This is a genomic window from Flagellimonas sp. L-11, from assembly GCF_056857735.1.
Window position 1 is genome coordinate 14,149 of the sequence record NZ_JBSXNR010000072.1, and the last position, 18,848, is coordinate 32,996.

Consider the following 18,848-nt stretch of genomic DNA (forward strand, 5'->3'; position numbering starts at 1 on the left):
TAAACTTAAGTTGAGATCTTTTTTAGGGCCCTGAGTTCAAAAACTTCTCGACTGCGCTCGAAGTGACAGTGCGTCATGATTGATTACGGCTATTCAAAGTTACCGATTAGGTTTAATAATTGCCAATACTTATTTTTGTAATAATCAATAAGTATGAATTATCATATAGAACTACGACATTTCATTTATTTTTTGGCCGTGGCCGAAGAGCTTCACTATCGAAAGGCGGCTGAAAAGCTCTTTATTTCCCAACCGGGATTGAGTACGCAAATCAAACAGATGGAAGAAATATTGGATACTCAACTGTTTGTTAGGGACAAGAAAAAGGTTAGCCTTACTCCTGCGGGGGAGTTTTTAAAGAAGGAGGTGGAATTTATCTTGAACCATTTGGAGCAGACGAAAAAACAGGTAAAACTTATCGGAGAGGGACAATTGGGCGAGGTACGCATTGGGTTTTTGGGTTCGGCCATGCAAAATGTGGTGCCCAATTTGCTGTTGGGCTTGAAGGAAAAGTATCCAACGGTCCACACTACTTTGGAAGAACTTTCCAACCGAGCACAGATCAATGCGATATTGGCCGACCGTTTGGACCTTGGTTTTGTGCGATTGTCTCGCGTACCTAAAGGATTGGATGTGAAGCCCGTTTTTGAGGACACCTTTTCCTTGGTGCTGCCAGCGGAGCATCCTTTGAATGGGGAAAACTTTAAGAACATCAATCAAGTGGCGGATGAGGATTTTATCCTTTTTTCCCAGGATTATAGCCCTATGTATTACGATACGGTGCTCAGTATTTGTGAGGATAGTGGGTTTGTACCTCATGTTTCGCATAAATCGGTACATGCACAGACCATTTTTAAACTGGTGGAAAACAAACTGGGTATTGCCATTGTGCCAACTACCCTTCAATATGGGTTTCAGATGAAAGTAAAGTTCATCGAAATGAAAAACATAAAACAACGTGCCGTATTGAGCATGGTCTGGAAAACCGATAATCGGAATCCTGCGCTACAGAAATGTATGGATTTGCTCATGGAATTATGACGGCAATGTTTTCGAGTGTAACTTTGGAATTCAACTTAATATACAACTATGATTTTTGACTTGATCAAGGAGAGAAGAAGCATTTTTCCTCCGCAATATATTGATAAGCCCATCGCCAAAGAAACCATTGAAAAGATTTTGGAAGCGGCCAATTGGGCCCCTACCCATAAAAAAACAGAACCTTGGCGCTTTAAGGTGTTGACGGGTGAAAAGAAACAGGAACTGGGGATTTTCCTTTCCAATAAATATGAAGAGGTTGACCCCAAGCCAAAGCAGATAAAGATTAAAAAATTACAATTTAACCCGTCAAATTCGGGTGCTGTAATCGCTATCTGCATGCAACGGGACCCTAAGGAAAGCCTGCCCGAGTGGGAAGAGATTGCTTCAGTGGCCATGGCGGTGCAAAATATGTGGTTGTGCTGCACCGAACTCGGCATTGGCAGTTATTGGTCTTCCCCCGGCCTCATTAAGTACATGGATGAGTTTTTCGATTTGAAGGAAGGGGAAAAATGCTTGGGCTTTTTCTATATGGGTTATTTTGATGGCGAGGTAATCCCATCCGCCAGAACTCCCATGGCTGACAAAGTGGAGTGGCTGGACTAACTAAAGGTGAACAGGTCGCCCGCATATTTGATGGAAATGTACACGTAGAAGATGGCATACACAATGGTGACCAACAATTTCATAAAGGTACCGGTCAAAAAACCTAAAAACGAACCGAAAGCCGCCTTCATGGCGGTTTCTTTGTTGGCTTTGTTCAGCAATTCGCCGACCAAGGCCCCAATAAAGGGCCAAATAATAATTCCGAATGGGCCAAAAACAGGAACAAAGATAGCCACAAGTAATCCTACAATGGTGCCCCACATTCCAGCTTTGCTGCCACCAAACCGTTTGGTGCCCATGGCAGGGATCACATAATCCAAAACTGTTATGGTTATGGCTATCACAAAGGTAACCCCCAAGACCCACCAATTATCGGGTACGGCTTTGGTTAGATAAAGCAGTAGCAGTCCGACCCAACTTATAGGCGGACCGGGCAATACGGGCAAAAAACTACCCAGTATCCCAACGAGCATCAGGAGAAACCCTAAAATGAGCAAAGCAATGTCCATGGTTGTGTTTTTCTGTTAGACAAATGTAGCCTACAATTGTTACAAACAAAATCAAAATAAAACCCTACCCCTAAAAATTTCGTAGGTAAATTTGAAACCAATTACGAAACTGTCGTGGAAACAAATAAAACACATACTAAACCAAGGTTCATTCAAGTAGAGTGCGCCCTTATAGCAATGTTTTATTTGTTAGGACTTTTTAATGGATTGGTGTTGGAAACCCTGCACGAAGTATCGCACGTGATGGCCCCAAAAGCACACCACCATAACTTTGCCTCGGACCACGAAGCTATTGATTATTCTTCATTGGAGGCTATGGCAGGTCACTCGCACGAAGCTTTGGAAGCCTTAAAGGATTTGTTGGAGGCCAATCAACCAGATGAGCACGAATCCAATGATAACATCAGCCTAAAATTGGATAAACATTTCGTTGAAGAAATTCAAATTGCATCTGAAATCAATACTTTAATGGACAGCAATCGTCTTTGGGCATACCAAGACATAACTTCTTTTTGGTGCCAAGGGTTAACCACGCCTCCTCCCCAGCATAGCTGAAATAAACTAGACCAAAATTTTAAGGAACAGGCTTCATCAATACTTCGATGAACCAAGGTCTAGGGATGCTATTGTTCAGACTTTTTTACACAAATCAAATTAAAAGACAACGACATGAAATATTTTATGGCGGCATTGTCCATGCTGTTCATGGGCACTATTGCTGCACAAAACGTAAAGGGAAAACTGGTGGATGAATCTGGTTCTTCCATTGAAGATGCTGGAATTTTTAACAAGACCAGCGGCCAACACAGCCATACCGATGGTACAGGGCATTTTGTTCTGGATAGGACCTCAGTCAACGATACGATTTACTTTTCCAGATTGGGATATGCCACACAGACCAGAGTGGTCAACCAAGCTGATTTACAGAATCCGATTACCGTTATTCTTGTGGAAAGCTCCATTTCTTTGGACCAAGTGGTTTTGGTGTCAAAGGTGGACGCTTTGAGCAGAGTGGTGGATGTGGATGTGAAAACAAATCCCGTAAAATCATCACAGGGAATTTTAAGGAAGGTACCAGGACTGATCATCGGTCAGCACGCTGGAGGCGGAAAGGCCGAGCAGATTTTTTTGCGCGGTTTTGATGTGGATCACGGCACCGATGTGGCCATCAACGTGGATGGTATGCCGGTGAATATGGTGTCCCATGCCCATGGGCAGGGATATGCCGATCTTCACTTTGTGATTCCGGAAACCATTGAAAATGTAAACTTTGGAAAAGGGCCTTACTATGCTGATCAAGGCAATTTTAATACGGCGGGCTACGTCAATCTAAAGTTGAGAAAAAGCTTGGACAAGAGCATGTTGTCGACCGAAGTGGGACAGTTCGGGTCCCGTAGGTTTACGGGGATTTTCAATGTGATGAACAACCAAAACAGCAATGCTTATTTGGCTTCCGAATTGTATTTGACAGATGGTCCATTCGAGTCGCCACAGAACTTCAATCGCATCAATATCTTGGGAAGATATCGGTATGCTTTGCCGGGTAATCAAGAATTGTTATTGACCGCATCACACTTCTCAAGCAAATGGGATGCATCGGGCCAAATACCACAACGAGCCGTGGACCAGGGTTTGATCAGTCGTTTTGGTGCCATTGACGATACCGAGGGCGGACAGACGAGCCGAACCAACTTCGTTTTGGACTATAACAAAAATTTGGGTACTGGAACATCCTTGAATTCCATGGCTTTTGTTTCCCATTATGATTTTGAACTGTATTCCAACTTTACCTTTTTCTTGGAAGACCCCGTGAACGGAGATCAAATCAGGCAATTTGAAAACCGACTGATGGCTGGAGCCAAAACGGTTTTTCAGGATAATTCGGCCAATTTGGGCGGTATGGATTTCAAATACAATGCTGGGATTGGTTTCAGGTACGATAATGTGGATGACAACCAATTGTCCCGCACTCTGAATCGTCAGGAATTATTGGAACGTTTGGCCTATGGTGATGTGGATGAGGTGAACAGCTACGCCTTTGCGGGCGCTGAATTCAAATCAGGTAAATTCATGTTTGAGCCAGCTGCTCGATTGGATTATTTTAGGTTTGACTACATAAATAAGATGAGCGAGCTATACGATAGCCGAAGCGAGGAAAAGGTGGCTTTTAGCCCAAAGTTCAATACCATTTACAGCCCAACCCAAAATACTCAACTGTTCTTGAAAACGGGCATAGGGTTTCACTCCAACGACACCCGAGTGGTAGTAGCCAATGGTGGCGAAGAAATTCTACCTGCCGCTTACGGAGTGGATTTGGGAACCATCATAAAACCTGCGGACAAATTGGTCTTGAACGCCACTTTATGGACTTTGTTCCTAGATCAAGAGTTTGTATATGTAGGTGATGCAGGTATTGTGGAGCCCAGCGGAAAAACCCGAAGAATGGGGCTTGAAGTGGGAGCGAGGCACCAACCCTTGGACTGGCTTTACCTGTATACTGATGCCAATTATACCCACGCTCGTAGTATCGAAGCTGCCGATGGGGAAGATTATATTCCATTGGCACCCGATTTCACCATGGCCGGTGGTGTGACTTTGGGAGGTGATCAGGGATTTTCGGGAGGATTGAACTATCGATATATTGATGATAGACCTGCCAACGAGGACAACTCCATTGTGGCGGAAGGCTATTTTGTTACCGATGCGACACTCAATTATAGTGTAAACAACTGGACCTTTGGCCTGATTGTGGAAAACCTGTTCGACACTGAATGGAACGAAACACAATTTGCCACCGAAAGCCGTTTGTTCAATGAACCGAACTCCTTTGAGGAAATCCATTTTACCCCAGGTACACCTTTTTACCTAAGAGGTAAGGTAACCGTAATTTTCTAAATAAGTATCCGCCAGAATAATACACTGGCGGAATTTCTTCTTTTTTTAACTAAAAAATTAGTTTAAACTAAATATTTAGTTATATTAGCAGTGTCATTTCGAACTGAGCGTGGCGAATGTGAGAAACATCAAACCATTTTTTGGTTTAGGAGTTGCAATTGCACAGCTCATTTTCGAATTGTCAGACTGAGTGGAGTCGAAGTCAAGATGAGAAACCTGAACTAATTTTCAAGGGTTCAACTCAGATTTTAAGGAACATTAATAAGATTCCCGATTTCTCGGGAATGAAAAATAAAATGGGTCAAATGAAACAGCTCACCAAGGCAGAAGAAGAGGTAATGCAGCTCCTTTGGAAAATTAAAAAAGGGAACGTAGCTGCAATTTTAGAGGAATTGCCAGAGCCCAAGCCAGCCTACAATACCGTTTCCACCATTGTTCGGATTTTGGAGGACAAAGGTTTTGTGTCCCACGAAAAAGTGGGCAAGGGGCATGTGTATTTTCCTTTGGTGAAAAAGGAAGAGTACAGCAATCAGAGCCTCAATAAATTGATGGATGGGTATTTCCAAGGATCTTTCTCCAGCATGGTATCCTTTTTTATGAAGAAGAACGATATCAGCCTGAAGGAACTCGAAGAGATTATGAAAAACATTAAAGACGAGGAGCAATGATTACTTATATATTGGAAAGCTTGGCGTTTCAACTGGTCTTTTTGTTGGCCTATGATCTCTTTCTGAAAAAAGAAACTTTTTTTCAATGGAACCGAGTATATCTCTTGGGTACGTTTGCACTTTCTATCCTGTTGCCTTGGGTAAAGATTGAGGCGTTACAAGCCTCTATGCCGCAAGAATTGGGGGGTGTCACAATTTTTCTGACACAATTGGATGGCGTGGTACTTGGACCGAGAGCAGAGGAAATCAGTTTCTTGGCAAACATCCCTTGGCCGTATTGGGTTTTAGGAGCTGGAAGTGTTTTGGCTTCCATCTGGTTTGCCTACAAGCTGATTCAAATAAGGCAACTTCGTAATAAGGGTTCAGTGTATCATTACCAAGAATTCACAAAAGTCACAGTGCCAAAAAGCACTTCTGCCTTCTCCTTTTTCCGAAACATTTTTATGGGAGAAGAAATCCAAAAGGACAAAGAAGCCAACATACTGGCCCACGAGTTGGTGCACGTAAAGCAATGGCACACCTTAGACCTGCTCTTTTTTGAGCTGGCCCGAATCGTCTTCTGGTTCAGCCCATTAGCTTACATCTACCAGAACAGGGTTGCCGAGCTTCATGAATTTATTGCCGATGAAAAGGCGGTAAAACACAATAAGGCCGCACATTTTGAAATGCTATTGTCCGAAGCGTTCCATACGCAGAACATCAGTTTTGTCAATCAATTTTTCAATAGATCATTAATCAAAAAACGAATAGTCATGTTACAAAAAAACAAATCCAAAGCCGTATGGCAGTTAAAGTATGTATTGTTGTTGCCCCTTGTTCTGGGGATGTTGGTCTACACCTCTTGCGAGACAAACAAGGAAGATAATGGTCTTGAATCGGTGGAAGGAGTATCTCTGGCCGTTGCTAATGAAATCCCATTCGGCGCCATTGATGAAGTACCAGTTTTTCCAGGTTGCGAAGACGCTGACGATAAAAGAGCTTGTTTTCAGGAGAAAATGCAAGCACATATTCGTAAAAACTTTCATTATCCCGAAGCGGCTCAAGAACAAGGTATTCAAGGGAGGGTGAGTGCGATTTTTAGAATAAATCCAGAAGGAAGCATAGTGGACATCAAAATGAGAGGACCGCACGAACTTTTGGAAAAGGAAACCGAAAGGATTTTATCAAAATTGCCACGAATGCAACCAGGAAAACATGAAGGAGAAGTGGTAAATGTTCCTTTCTCCATTCCAATAACTTTCCGGCTCCAAGGAAATGATGAACAGGAAGTCAGTAAGCAAAGGGGGGAGAGACTTGGGGTTCCCTTCGCGAACGTCGATGAGGTTCCAGTCTTTCCGGGATGCGAAGACGCTGAGGATAAAAGAGCTTGCTTCAATGAACAGATTGTGAAGCATATAAAAAAACATTTTAATTACCCTAAAAAAGCCCAAGATCTGGGTGTTCAAGGTAGGGTGAGTGTGATTTTTGTGATTGGGAAAGATGGAATAATTACTGACATAGGGAAACGTGGCCCACACGAGTTGTTGGAAAATGAAGCTGTCAGAATCATAGAACGTTTGCCCAAGATGCAGCCAGGCAAGCATGAAGGGAAAGAGGTAAAAGTACCATTCTCGATTCCAATAACCTTTAGGTTAAAAAAACAACCAGAGGATACAACGGTCAATGGCTTGAAAGACTATATGCTAGTAAGTGCCAGTATCATGGAAAAGCAGGGAAAAATGTTTTATGAGGGTACGGTGACCGATAAAGAATCTTTGGGGTTGGCAGGTGTTACTATTTCCATTGAAGGTGAATCATCAGGAGTTGTGTCAGATTTCAACGGAGTTTTTTCAATAGAAGTGGACAAAGGGGATGTTGTGAAGTTCCAGTACGTAGGCCTTCCTGATAAAAGGGTGGAAGTGTCCAATTAGTAATCAAAAGAACTAAATCAAGGCTGTTGATGCGTAAAACAAAATACATTTACGTTACATTTTTGATTTTCTTTTTATCCAAAGCCAGTGCACAAACATCGGCTTTGTCCGTTGCCGATAGTTTGTACGCTTTGGGCAACTATGCAGCGGCCATCAACGAATATGCAAAGGTTGGGGACAAAAAATCGAATCTGCAGATAGCACGGGCCTACAATGCCATAGGCAATTATGATAAGTCCATTGCCCAATACACAGTTGTTTTGGACAAGAATCCTAAATTTGACCTTGCACGGTTCGAGCTTGGCAAGTTGTTGTTGAAAACCAAAAACTTTAAACCTGCTATGGAAATGTTTAATGTTTTGGTTTCATCAGAACAAGAGAATCCCGAGTATTACTATTATTTGGGTAGAACCTACGAATCTGTGAAAGAAGCAGACAAGGCCAACAAGGCATTCAAAACTGCTGTGGCCATGGACAGCACCCATTTGAGAAGCCTCTATGCGCTCGGTAAATATTACGTAGGCCAAGAAATAAAGGATTCCGCACTGGTTTATATTGATCAAGGCCTTCGATTTTATGGGAATGACGTTGCCATGATCAATTTAAAGGCCTTGGCTTTTTTTAACAATGGACAATTTCAACCTGCTTTCCCTCATTTTGAACGATTATTGGAATTGGGTGAGGAAAAACCCTTTGTTTATGAGAAATTGGCCTATTGTTATTTCCGAAACTGGGAGCCGGAAAAAGCACTGGAAACCTATCACAAGTTAACATCTTTTCCGGATAAATTGGCAGTTGCCTATGCAGGATTGGGAGAGGTATATTTTAAGGAAAAAGCGTTGGATAGTGCGCAATACTACATCAAAAAATCCATTGGGGAGCGAATGATCTCGTTTCCGAAGGAATATGCGAGCCTTGGCCGTATAGCTCGCCTCAAAGGGCAAACCAAAAAATCCATAGATTACTATGTAAAAGCATGGGAAGAGAACAAGGAGAATTATTACAATTATTATCAAGTCTGTGTTTTGGCGGACCAATACTACAAGGATTCCAAAACCCGATTGAACTATTACGAAAAGTTACTTGAAATGTATCCTGATTTAGTTCCTTGGCTCAAGGAACGGGTCAGAAACCGCATCACTGAGATAAAGGAGGAAATCCATTTTGGCAGCAACTGATTTCTTCAAAATGTCGTAATTTCAGCCAAATTATCAGGGCTGTCATGCAGAAGTATGTTTTATTGATCATTTTCATGGGTTTTCTCGTATCCTGCGAGCTGTTCGAGTCCAAGGAGGACAAGGCCCAAAAACTGGTCAATGAGGAACTTTTGGCCATCGATTGGAACGATGTGGACCAATACCCACTTTTTGAGGATTGCGACGAAACCGCCCCCAAGGACGCCCAACAGGAGTGCTTCCAGAATGTGATCACCGAATATTTTTCCGAAGCTTTGGCAGGACTCAAGTTTCAGGTTCGGAACGATATGAACGACACGGTTTATATCGATTTCTTGATTGATGAACACGGTTTTATCTCCGTGTTGGGCGTCGAAGAAAAGACCTCCGTATTGAATGAGATATCCGATTTCAACAGCAAAATTTCCGAACATTTGAACGATTTGACCACCGTGGCGCCCGCATTAAAAAGAGGAAACCCGGTAAGCCTACGTTTTAGGCTCCCACTGGTACTAAACACCAACTAACTTGGCTACAGAAAAAATCATATTGGGAATAGACCCTGGAACCACCATCATGGGTTTTGGAATCATCAAAGTCATTAACAAACAGATGCATTTTGTGCAAATGAACGAGCTGATGCTGCGAAAATATGATGACCCCTACACCAAACTCAAACTTATTTTTGAGCGTACCTTGGAGCTCATCGACACCTATCACCCAGATGAAATTGCCATTGAAGCCCCTTTTTATGGCAAAAATGTACAGTCGATGCTAAAATTGGGCCGTGCACAAGGGGTGGCGATGGCCGCTGGTTTGTCTAGAGAAGTCCCGATAACGGAATATATGCCCAAAAAGATAAAAATGGCCATCACGGGCAATGGAAATGCCAGTAAGGAACAAGTGGCTAGAATGCTTCAAAGTGTTTTAAAGCTGAAGTCCTTGCCCAAAAATTTGGACAGTACCGATGGATTGGCCGCAGCCGTTTGCCATTTTTACAACGAGGGCAGGATGGAAGTAGGAAAAAGTTATACGGGTTGGGAGGCCTTCATCAAACAGAACCCGGATAAGATCAAATAACAATCGAGTGAGCGGAATTTACATCCACATTCCATTTTGCAAGCAAGCTTGCCATTATTGTGATTTCCATTTTTCCACCCAACTGGAAAAAAAGGAGGTCATGGTCAATGCCATTGCCAAAGAACTTGTTTTGCGCAAATCGGAGGTGGATGATGCCGTTGAGACCATCTATTTTGGAGGAGGAACACCATCGGTTCTTTCCAATGAAGAAATTGAAAGATTGATTCAGACGGTTTATGAGCATTACAATGTAATTGACGAGCCTGAAATTACGTTAGAGGCCAACCCAGATGACTTAACCAGCAATCGAATCATCCAATTGTCCAACAGTCCAGTAAACCGCCTTAGCATCGGCATTCAATCTTTTTTTGATGAAGATTTAAAGCTGATGAACCGTGCCCACAACGCAGGAGAAGCTGAACAGTGCATCCAAGAAGCCATTGGGTATTTTGATAACATCACCATTGATTTGATCTACGGAATCCCGGGAATGGATAACAAACGTTGGAAATCGAACATCCAAAAGGCATTGGATTTTGGCCTGCCCCATATTTCAAGCTATGCTTTGACCGTGGAGCCCCGAACCGCCCTGAAGAAATTCATTGAAAAAGGCGTTGTCCCCGATGTGGATGATGAACAGGCTCAAGAACAGTTTCATATTTTGGTGGATATGTTGGAAGCTCAGGGTTTTGTGAACTATGAGATTTCCAATTTTGGGAAGCCCGGTTTCTTCTCCAAGAACAACACAGCATACTGGCTGGGCAAAAAATATCTGGGAGTGGGGCCATCGGCACACTCTTTTGATGGAAAACACAGAGGTTGGAATATTCGAAACAATCCGACCTACATTAAAAAAATAACCAAAGGTACTTTGCCCTTGGAAATTGAGACCCTTTCCAAAACGGACAGGTACAACGAATATGTGATGACTGGCTTGCGAACTATTTGGGGTGTGGATTTGGATAGGATAGCCTCGGAATTTGGGGAAAACTACCAAAAGTATCTCAAGCAACAAGCGGTTAAATTTCTGGAGCAAGATTTTCTGGTTCTGGAAGATGGAAAACTGCTCACGACCCAAAAAGGCAAGTTTTTAACCGATGGAATTGCCGCAGACCTTTTTATGGTTAATTTAAAGTAGTAAATTGTCACTCCTGCCAAGGCAGGAATCCATGAAGTAGAATTGAATCCCAAAAAACACTGGGAAGTTAAAAAAGGAATAGAATTTGATAGCAACCATAAAACACAACTCTCGAAACTACAGAATAGATTTAACCAAACCGCTCGATATTTCCATACCGCTTAAAGGGGGCGACAACAATGTGAACGCCTGGTATTTGGACCCGCCAAAAATTGCCCCGCACGAGCAAGATGGGTTTATAGGCAAGGTATCCGAAGGCGCATCCACCAATTTCAATGATATTTGGTTCAATCCACATTCACATGTAACACACACGGAATGTTTGGGACATATATCGGAGGAGTTCAACTCCATCAACAAAAAGCTGAAGAAGTTTTTCTTTTTGGCCGAGTTGATCACCGTGGCGCCCGAACAGATGGGAGAGGACTTCGTCATATCCGAAAAGCAAATAAAATACGCTCTGGGCAACAAAAAAAGACAGGCCGTGGTCATCAGGACCATGCCCAATTTGGGGTATAAGCGTTCCAAAAAATATTCGGATACCAACCCAACTTATTTAACGGAGGCAGCGGCCAAACATTTGGTGAAAAAAGGGGTTGAGCATTTGCTTATAGACCTTCCATCGGTGGACAAGGAAAGGGACGGGGGCGGACTTTTGGCACACAAGGCCTTTTGGAACATGAACGGTAAGCCCCGCACAAAAGCGACCATCACAGAATTTATTTATGTACCCAATCCCGTGGAGGACGGCACCTATTTTTTAAACCTTCAAGTGGCGCCTTTTGAGAACGATGCCAGCCCCAGCAGGCCGGTCTTGTATAAAATTCTTGAAAAATGAAGACGGTATTAAAGCTTGAAGAGCTGATGATGTTCGCATTGGGCATCTATTTTTTCAGTTTGTTGGATTATGCCTGGTGGTGGTTTTTGGTGCTTATTTTAACGCCCGACATTGGCATGTTAGGGTATCTTTTCGGAAACAAAGCGGGAGCTTTTTTCTATAATTTGTCCCATCATAAAGGAGTTGCCCTACTAATTTATCTTGCTGGTGTCTACTTTTCAATACCTTTATGTCAGCTGATCGGTGTAATTTTGTTTACGCATTCGGCTTTCGATCGAATATTGGGCTACGGCTTAAAATATGACAGAGGATTCAAGTTTACCCATTTGGGTGAAATAGGTAATACTAATGGGTGAAATTTTCGACACTTTTCTGGGGCTTGTACTAGGAGCAATACTCATGTATTGGTTGTACTCTGTGTTCCGAAAAAAAAGGAACAAGGAAATAACGGAGCAGCAATCCACCGTAATCTTGAACAAGATACGCAGCGTGTGCAAACTGGTTTCCGTTGAAGGTGATTTTGCCGAAATCTATCACTACGAGAATACCAAGGACAGTTTTATGAGTCTGTTCCGAAGCAAGAAAAAGGCATTGATCGTTATCAAGGCCAAGGCCCATATCGGGTATGATCTGAACAAACTTGATATGAAAGCGGACAATGATAAAAAGAAAATCATCTTGAGCCATTTTCCAGAGCCAGAAGTACTGTCCATTGAGCCCGACTTGCAATTTTATGACATTAAAAATGGTATTTTTAACAGCTTTTCGCCCACGGACCTAACGAATTTAAACCAAGAGGCTAAGGAGCACATAAAACAGAAAATACCAGAAAGCGGACTTATGGAAACCGCAAAAAATGAAGCTTTACAGGCCGTTTTGGTCGTGGAGAAAATCGTAGAGACCATTGGGTGGACATTGGATTATTCCGCCTTGGAAATATCAAACAGAGAAAAACAATCTATAAAAGAGTGAATATGAAAACCAAAATTTTGACCCTACTTCTGGTAGGTACAATATCAGTTATGAGCAATGCACAAGAATCCAACAAAACTACTTTTGACCACACATTTGCACATGTGGTTTATTTCTGGTTTAAAAACCCAGATAACCAAGCCGACCGAGCTACTTTTGAAGCGTCTTTGACCAAATTTTTGAACAATTCCAAGTACGCCAAAACCAAATTTATAGGTAAACCGCCAAAGGCGATTCGCGATGTAGTGGATGATTCATTTACCTATTCCTTGATTTTATCTTTTGAATCCGCCGAAGATCAGGCTGCCTATCAAGAAGAGCCTCCACACTTGGTGTTTATTGAGGAGTGCGAGGACCTATGGGAAAAAGTGATCGTTTACGACTCGCAGGGAATCGAACAATGAATGTAGAGGAACTTAGGGAGCTTTGCATATCCAAAAAAGGTGTAACTGAAGAATTTCCGTTTGATGACAGCACCTTGGTGTTCAAGGTTATGGGCAAAATGTTTGCCTTGGTTCCCTTGGAACGTCTTCCTGCGCAGTGCAACCTAAAGTGCGACCCGGAAAGGGCAGAAGAACTCCGTGAAGAATATGACGGAAACATTGCGCCGGGCTATCACATGAGCAAAACCCATTGGAACACTTTGTTTTTGGAACAACTCCCACCGCAATTGATCAAAGACTTGGTCGACCATTCCTACGAACTGGTGGTATCCAGTCTCACCAAAAAGCTACAGCAAGAGCTTAAAAATTTAGGTTGACATTAGATGACGGACTTAAAACGTTTTTACACATCCCAACGAGAAAAGCACCAGCAAGAACTTCAGCAAGTAAAAAAACGATTGGGCCTTTTGGCCACTTTACGTTTGTCCGTTTTTGTGGGTTTGGCCCTTGGAGTTTATTTTCTATGGGGAACCACCTTGCTTTTTGCATTATTGCCCCTTGGTGTTGTGCTGTTTTTGTATCTCGTTCTGCGTTTTAGCAATATAAAGCGACACAAGGAGTATTTGCAGAGGCTCATTGCCATAAACACTACGGAGTTGGATATCTTGGTCCGTCGTTTCCACCATTTGCCAGATGGGAAGGAGTTTTTAAGACCCGACCATCCGTATGCACAGGATTTGGATATATTTGGAAGGGGTTCTTTTTATCAATACGCCAATAGAACCAAATTGCAACAAGGGCGGGAAATGTTTTCGGACCTTTTGCTGGATGGATATCCAAAGGATATAGCCAAAAAACAAGAGGCGATTCTAGAGTTGGCCAAGCTGCCCGAGTGGCGACAACATTTTTCGGCACTGGCCGGGGAAACCCAACCCAAAATATCGTCGGATTTGGTCTCCGATTGGATGAAAAACCACCAATCTTTTATACCTAAATGGGCGGGAACCGTTCCTCCTATTTTTAGTGTGTTATCAATTGCAATGATTGGCTTGGCTTTTATGGGCATGGTACCAGAAAGTCTGATCTTGTTTTGGTATTTTTCGGGCTTGGCAATCGTGGGTCGATACGCCAAGAATATTATCGGGTTTACTGCCAAAGTATCCGAGGCGCAAGAGACCATTCAACAGCATCAACGATTGATTTCTGAATTGGAGGAACACACTTTTAGCTCGGAATTGCTTCAAGAGATTCAGCAGAAATTGGAGGTCAATGCAGAAAAGACCTCTAAAATATTAAAACGCTTCTCCCAAAGTACCACGATGTTGGAACAGCAGTTCAACTTGATCGTATCATTTTTTGGTCAGGGTCTTGGTTTGTACAGTCTGTTTTATGCTTTTAAAGTCGACTCTTGGATCAAAAAATATGGTGCCGATGTGGCAGGGTGGTTTGCTGCCATTGCGCAATTTGATGCCTACATCACCTTGGGAACTTATGCCTTTAATCATCCCGATCATACCTATCCAAGTTTAGTGCAGGGGGATATCGTTTTGAGTGCGAAAGAAGTGGGGCACCCCTTGGTAGACCCTGAAAAGAACGTTTTGAACGATTTTGAAATTGGAAAAGGCCGTTTCTGTATTGTGACAGGGGCCAATATGGCTGGGAAAAGCACTTTTTTACGAGCCGTTGCTTTGCAAATAGTGATGGCCAACATGGGATTGCCCGTAAAAGGGAGGGATGTGCTGTACAATCCTGTTCGTTTGCTTACCAGTATGCGTTCTTCGGATTCCCTGACGGATGAGACCTCTTATTTTTATGCCGAGCTCAAACGCTTAAAATACATTGTGGAAGAGCTTAAAAAAGGCGACTGTTTTGTGATTTTGGATGAAATCCTGAAGGGCACCAACAGCGTGGACAAGGCCGAAGGCTCCAAAAAATTTGTGGAACGTTTGGTACGGAATGGGTCCACGGGAATGGTGGCCACCCACGATTTAAGCCTTTGTACCCTCGCAGACCAACTTCCAGAGGTGGAAAACCGTTATTTTGATGCCCAAATCATAAATGGGGAACTCTTCTTCGATTACAAATTCAAAGAAGGGGTTTGCCAAAATATGAATGCCTCTTTCTTACTAAAGAATATGGGTATTGTAGATTGATTTTTTACCATTAGTGTCCAGAAAACTTTTTACAACGCTTAGTAAATCCAATAGCAACATACGTTAAAGGGGTAGTTGGTTTATTGGCCTTACTTTTGAAAATACGGTACATGGCTTTCTTTTTTGAAACATAAACAAAGACCAAAGAGCTTGTCAATTGACTACCGGCATATCTTGTTTCTTGGTTCTTTCAGCGAAGTGGTCTATGGTCTAACCGTTTTATATCAAAGCCCTTTAACTTGGACATTGTGGAAGGAATCTGCCTGCAATCGGAGCAATTCCTCTGCTTTTTCTTTTTTGTAGCGGTAAAGTTCTTCTTCGTTTTTGATATCGGCATAGATTTGCTGATTGATCTCGCCATCAGTGGACAACAATAATTTACGCTGTTCCACTTTTTGGGTTACCCAGGTAGCTACGACACTTTCTTGTTCTTCAAACTTGTAATCATACTCGCCTTTGGGAGCTAATAACTTGGCAATAATGGGAGCTGTTTCAATGGCCAAGAACAATAAAAAGATAAAGAAGGATGGAAACCACGGCAATTTGCCCAGGGCATTGATGCGGGCCATCAATCCATCAAACCCATCAATAATGGGCTGGGAATTGGCCACAGCGGTATCGTAATCGGTTTGCAAAGCTGCAATTTGCGCTTCAATGGTTTCGATTTTCCCGGCATTGGCCTCTTTTAGGGTATTGAGTTCGGCCAATGCAGCATCGTGTTTTTCTCGTTTTTCCTTGTACACGGGTCCCTTGCCCAACAGACCGGTTCCAGCGGTGCCTTCCGCTTCGGAAATGTAAGTATCGTAAAGGGCATTGGTTTCTGCTTCTTTGGTCGCTATTTCATTCTTCAGCTTGGCAATGTCTAGGTTAAGGCTCTCAATCTTTGGGGTGTACTGGAGCGCCAATTGTTCCTTGTTGTCCAAGGTCATGGCGTTTTTCTCTTCCAAGAGCACTTGGTTGATCTCTTTTTCAAAAATCTTCATCTCCAAAGGTTTGGAAATCACTACGGCAATGATCAATGCCAGTACAATCCGTGGTGCGGCCTGGAGCAGTTCACTTTTGAAATTGTCCCTCTTTTTTATGGTGGAAACGATGTATCTGTCCAAATTGAAAATGAGCAGTCCCCAAATCAAACCAAAGAAAATGGCCGTATAAATATTGTCGAAAACTGTATAAAGCGCATAACCAGAAGCTATAAATGCCATTACAGCGGTAAAAAATACGGTGGCACCGATGCCTGCGTATTTGTTGCGTTCCCCGTTGGAACAAGTTTCTAAAATTTGGGTGTCCGCACCCGAGCAGAAAATAAAAAAGCGTTGTAACATAAGGTGTTCTCTTTGATTGATAGGGTATTAGAACGCAACTTTTGTGGATTTGTTACATAAAAAGCCCCAATTAAGGGGCTTTTAACAATTTTCATAACACGAACTTAGTTATCGATGATTTTGGGTTCCGGTGGATAGTTCAACAACGGGGTTGGATTCATTGGCTCCCATGGTAAGCATGGCTACATATTGTTTTTTTTGAACCACTTCGAGGGCTTTTTCACTAGATATTTCTTTTCCGTTCAAGGTGAAGGTTGCTCCCTTGGCCGCCATTTTTTTGATATGCTCAATGGGTTTTGGTGGCTTAGGTGGTGCTGGTGGACTGGGTGGCGCCACAGGTTTTATTTCTTTTACGTTTGTAATGGCTGAAGGAGGCATTGGAGGTTTTGTAGCTCCGGGAGCCGGTGGTGCTGGCGGTGGCGGTGGAAAATTGGGAAAAGGTTCTGCATCTGCCCGCTGTTTTTTGGACATTTTGCCATAAATGGTTTTTAGGTGCATTACCTCTTTCTTTTTAATGAACATGTGGTTTCGGTCCATTTCATTGTACTTTTTGGCCAAGGCGTTGTACTTTTTCATTTCTTCTCGGGTAGCGCTCTCTTGATGAAGCACTTTTGGACCTACAATAGTAATGGTGGCAGAACCGTACTCGGCGAGGATTTTATCTACCTGATCAATAATATTTTTTGAGGTGTTTTGGTCAACCTGAATGACTGAACGCAGTGTTTTTTTACGTTCATCAAAAGAGAGATGATTGTTTATTTTTAAAAGGGTTTCTTTTAAATCACTCAAGGGCACCAAATCTTTTTGAAACAATATCTGACCGCTCTTGTTGATTTTAATATTGATCGGGTTGATGGTTTTTTGGTCAGCATTTTGAGAGATGGGAGCTGGAGAAGACCCAGCAAATTCTTTTTGCCCCTCGTCCATTCCAACCACTGTCATTTGTTTTGCATTCAAAAGTGTTGTGCTTGGCGTAATCGGAACATTTTCTTTAAACTGACCTTCTTCCATTATGACCTCATTGGCAAATATCTCGATCAAATCAATACCAGTGGTTCTTATTTCTTTGGACAAATCGTTTATGGTATTTAGATATACAGGTTGGACAGCATTTATCTCAACCTTGGTTTTTTTAGAATTATAGGTCGATAGGTATTCCTGATTTAAAACTTGAGCGACTTCATTGAAATGTATAACCTCATCCTGAATTTGCACAGTTTCAATACCTAAAAGCTCCATTGTAATGATATGGTCTGTTGGAATTTCCCTTGCAATTTCACGATGCTCGCTAAACCCAAATAACAATAAGGCCGTAAGTGGCAAAAGCAATAGACTTCTGAATAGAAATGATTTTTTTGATGTGTTTGTTTTCATGACTGTAAAACGTTTTTTGATTGATGAATAATTAAGGGCATTTGCAATGCCGGTCGACTGATGTGTATTAAAACTATCATGTGATAAGTATGATAGGATTGTGTTTTGATAATGCGAATGATCGTTGTTCTTGTCAATCACGGCCCTATCCGCCAAAAATTCATGGTTCAGTTTAATGGACGATTTAAATAAGTAGATAATGGGATTGAACCAAAATATGACTTGGGCCAGTTCAATAAAGAGAATATCCAGGCTATGTCGCTGCTTCGCATGGGTTTCCTCATGTACAAGTACTTCCTGTGGAATGTTTTTTTCCTCAAATTGCTGTTGGTTCAAAAAGATATAGTTGAAAAAAGTATGGGGTGGAAGTGATTGTCGCAAAAGAACCTTGGTAACGAAATTCTCCTTGAACTTTGGATTCCTTCGGATACGAGACCAAATTTGTGTAAGATGTCTCATAAAACGGAATCCAAATGCAATAACCCCAAGTATATAAACGCTCCACAACAAAACTTCCCAGTCAAAGCCATGCTCTTCGGCGACTAAATGATCAGTACCAACCTCTAAAAATTCATCGGTAATTGGGAAGTCTTGAGCAACTGAATTTTGCGCTATCTCCACATATTCAACAAAGACAATATTGGGAATCAAAAAGGAGGCGATAAGAGCTCCCAAAAGAAAGAATCGTTTAAAATGATGTATGCTTTCCCTTTCCAGCACTACTTTGTAGAAGACCCAGAAAATGGCGAGACATGTGGTCGATTTTAAAAGGAAGACTAACATA

General features: G+C 42.2%; 19 protein-coding genes. 16 read left to right on the forward strand and 3 right to left on the reverse strand.

The genetic code is table 11. The features are described 5' to 3' along the window. Positions 1 to 153 precede the first annotated feature (153 nt). Positions 154 to 1,041 carry a LysR substrate-binding domain-containing protein gene (locus AC13CC_RS13755; protein WP_326276974.1) on the forward strand — a complete coding sequence of 296 codons (888 nt, stop codon included), beginning with the start codon at positions 154 to 156 and terminating at the stop codon, positions 1,039 to 1,041. 48 nt (positions 1,042 to 1,089) lie between these two features. Then, the gene (locus AC13CC_RS13760) at positions 1,090 to 1,644 is read left to right on the forward strand and encodes a nitroreductase family protein (protein ID WP_482877624.1); all 555 of its coding nucleotides are present in this window, start codon (positions 1,090 to 1,092) and stop codon (positions 1,642 to 1,644) included. Here AC13CC_RS13760 and AC13CC_RS13765 read toward each other — a convergent pair. Continuing rightward, on the reverse strand, positions 1,641 to 2,153 hold the full coding sequence (locus AC13CC_RS13765; protein ID WP_482877626.1) for a DUF456 domain-containing protein: 513 nt from the start codon (positions 2,151 to 2,153) through the stop codon (positions 1,641 to 1,643). The two genes, AC13CC_RS13760 and AC13CC_RS13765, sit on opposite strands and share 4 nt — an antisense overlap. Positions 2,154 to 2,330: 177 nt before the next feature. Between AC13CC_RS13765 and AC13CC_RS13770 the strand changes: the two genes are divergently transcribed. The 14 genes from AC13CC_RS13770 to AC13CC_RS13835 all read left to right on the forward strand — a co-directional run bounded on the left by AC13CC_RS13770 (position 2,331) and on the right by AC13CC_RS13835 (position 15,365). Beyond that, positions 2,331 to 2,708, forward strand: coding sequence for a hypothetical protein (locus AC13CC_RS13770; protein ID WP_326276977.1), 378 nt, complete (start codon positions 2,331 to 2,333; stop codon positions 2,706 to 2,708). Between the two features lie 114 nt (positions 2,709 to 2,822). Next, on the forward strand, positions 2,823 to 5,048 hold the full coding sequence (locus AC13CC_RS13775; protein WP_326276978.1) for a TonB-dependent receptor: 2,226 nt from the start codon (positions 2,823 to 2,825) through the stop codon (positions 5,046 to 5,048). A 305-nt stretch (positions 5,049 to 5,353) separates the two neighbouring features. Next, entirely contained in the window at positions 5,354 to 5,716 is a 363-nt protein-coding gene (locus AC13CC_RS13780; RefSeq protein ID WP_326276979.1) for a BlaI/MecI/CopY family transcriptional regulator, read from the forward strand. Next, positions 5,713 to 7,626 carry a TonB family protein gene (locus AC13CC_RS13785; RefSeq protein ID WP_326276980.1) on the forward strand — a complete coding sequence of 638 codons (1,914 nt, stop codon included), beginning with the start codon at positions 5,713 to 5,715 and terminating at the stop codon, positions 7,624 to 7,626. The genes AC13CC_RS13780 and AC13CC_RS13785 overlap by 4 nt, the downstream gene beginning before the upstream one ends. A 29-nt stretch (positions 7,627 to 7,655) precedes the next feature. Then, a complete protein-coding gene (locus AC13CC_RS13790; RefSeq protein WP_482877629.1) occupies positions 7,656 to 8,804 on the forward strand; it encodes a tetratricopeptide repeat protein in 1,149 nt (382 codons plus the stop codon). Between the two features lie 44 nt (positions 8,805 to 8,848). Then, on the forward strand, positions 8,849 to 9,328 hold the full coding sequence (locus tag AC13CC_RS13795) for a hypothetical protein (RefSeq protein WP_326276982.1): 480 nt from the start codon (positions 8,849 to 8,851) through the stop codon (positions 9,326 to 9,328). 1 nt (position 9,329) lies between these two features. Beyond that, positions 9,330 to 9,881, forward strand: a complete 552-nt coding sequence (ruvC, locus tag AC13CC_RS13800; RefSeq protein ID WP_326276983.1) for a crossover junction endodeoxyribonuclease RuvC — start codon at positions 9,330 to 9,332, stop codon at positions 9,879 to 9,881. A gap of 7 nt (positions 9,882 to 9,888) precedes the next feature. Continuing rightward, entirely contained in the window at positions 9,889 to 11,019 is a 1,131-nt protein-coding gene (gene hemW, locus AC13CC_RS13805; RefSeq protein ID WP_482877630.1) for a radical SAM family heme chaperone HemW, read from the forward strand. Positions 11,020 to 11,104: 85 nt separating this feature from the next. Continuing rightward, positions 11,105 to 11,857 carry a cyclase family protein gene (locus AC13CC_RS13810; protein WP_482877631.1) on the forward strand — a complete coding sequence of 251 codons (753 nt, stop codon included), beginning with the start codon at positions 11,105 to 11,107 and terminating at the stop codon, positions 11,855 to 11,857. Next, positions 11,854 to 12,213 carry a DUF4260 domain-containing protein gene (locus AC13CC_RS13815; RefSeq protein WP_482877632.1) on the forward strand — a complete coding sequence of 120 codons (360 nt, stop codon included), beginning with the start codon at positions 11,854 to 11,856 and terminating at the stop codon, positions 12,211 to 12,213. The genes AC13CC_RS13810 and AC13CC_RS13815 overlap by 4 nt, the downstream gene beginning before the upstream one ends. Beyond that, positions 12,206 to 12,829 carry a DUF4230 domain-containing protein gene (locus AC13CC_RS13820; RefSeq protein ID WP_326276987.1) on the forward strand — a complete coding sequence of 208 codons (624 nt, stop codon included), beginning with the start codon at positions 12,206 to 12,208 and terminating at the stop codon, positions 12,827 to 12,829. The genes AC13CC_RS13815 and AC13CC_RS13820 overlap by 8 nt, the downstream gene beginning before the upstream one ends. Positions 12,830 to 12,831: 2 nt before the next feature. Further along, the gene (locus tag AC13CC_RS13825) at positions 12,832 to 13,233 is read left to right on the forward strand and encodes a Dabb family protein (protein WP_293167131.1); all 402 of its coding nucleotides are present in this window, start codon (positions 12,832 to 12,834) and stop codon (positions 13,231 to 13,233) included. Beyond that, positions 13,230 to 13,589, forward strand: a complete 360-nt coding sequence (locus AC13CC_RS13830) for an MmcQ/YjbR family DNA-binding protein (protein ID WP_326276988.1) — start codon at positions 13,230 to 13,232, stop codon at positions 13,587 to 13,589. Before AC13CC_RS13825 ends, AC13CC_RS13830 begins: the two co-directional genes overlap by 4 nt. A 6-nt stretch (positions 13,590 to 13,595) precedes the next feature. Continuing rightward, positions 13,596 to 15,365, forward strand: a complete 1,770-nt coding sequence (locus tag AC13CC_RS13835) for a MutS-related protein (RefSeq protein WP_326276989.1) — start codon at positions 13,596 to 13,598, stop codon at positions 15,363 to 15,365. Positions 15,366 to 15,589: 224 nt separating this feature from the next. On the opposite strand, the gene AC13CC_RS13840 is transcribed toward AC13CC_RS13835, so the two are convergent. Continuing rightward, positions 15,590 to 16,690: a DUF4407 domain-containing protein gene (locus AC13CC_RS13840; RefSeq protein WP_326276990.1), complete on the reverse strand. Its 1,101-nt coding sequence runs from the start codon at positions 16,688 to 16,690 to the stop codon at positions 15,590 to 15,592. A 108-nt stretch (positions 16,691 to 16,798) separates the two neighbouring features. Then, entirely contained in the window at positions 16,799 to 18,847 is a 2,049-nt protein-coding gene (locus tag AC13CC_RS13845) for a M56 family metallopeptidase (RefSeq protein WP_482877633.1), read from the reverse strand. Position 18,848 lies beyond the last annotated feature (1 nt).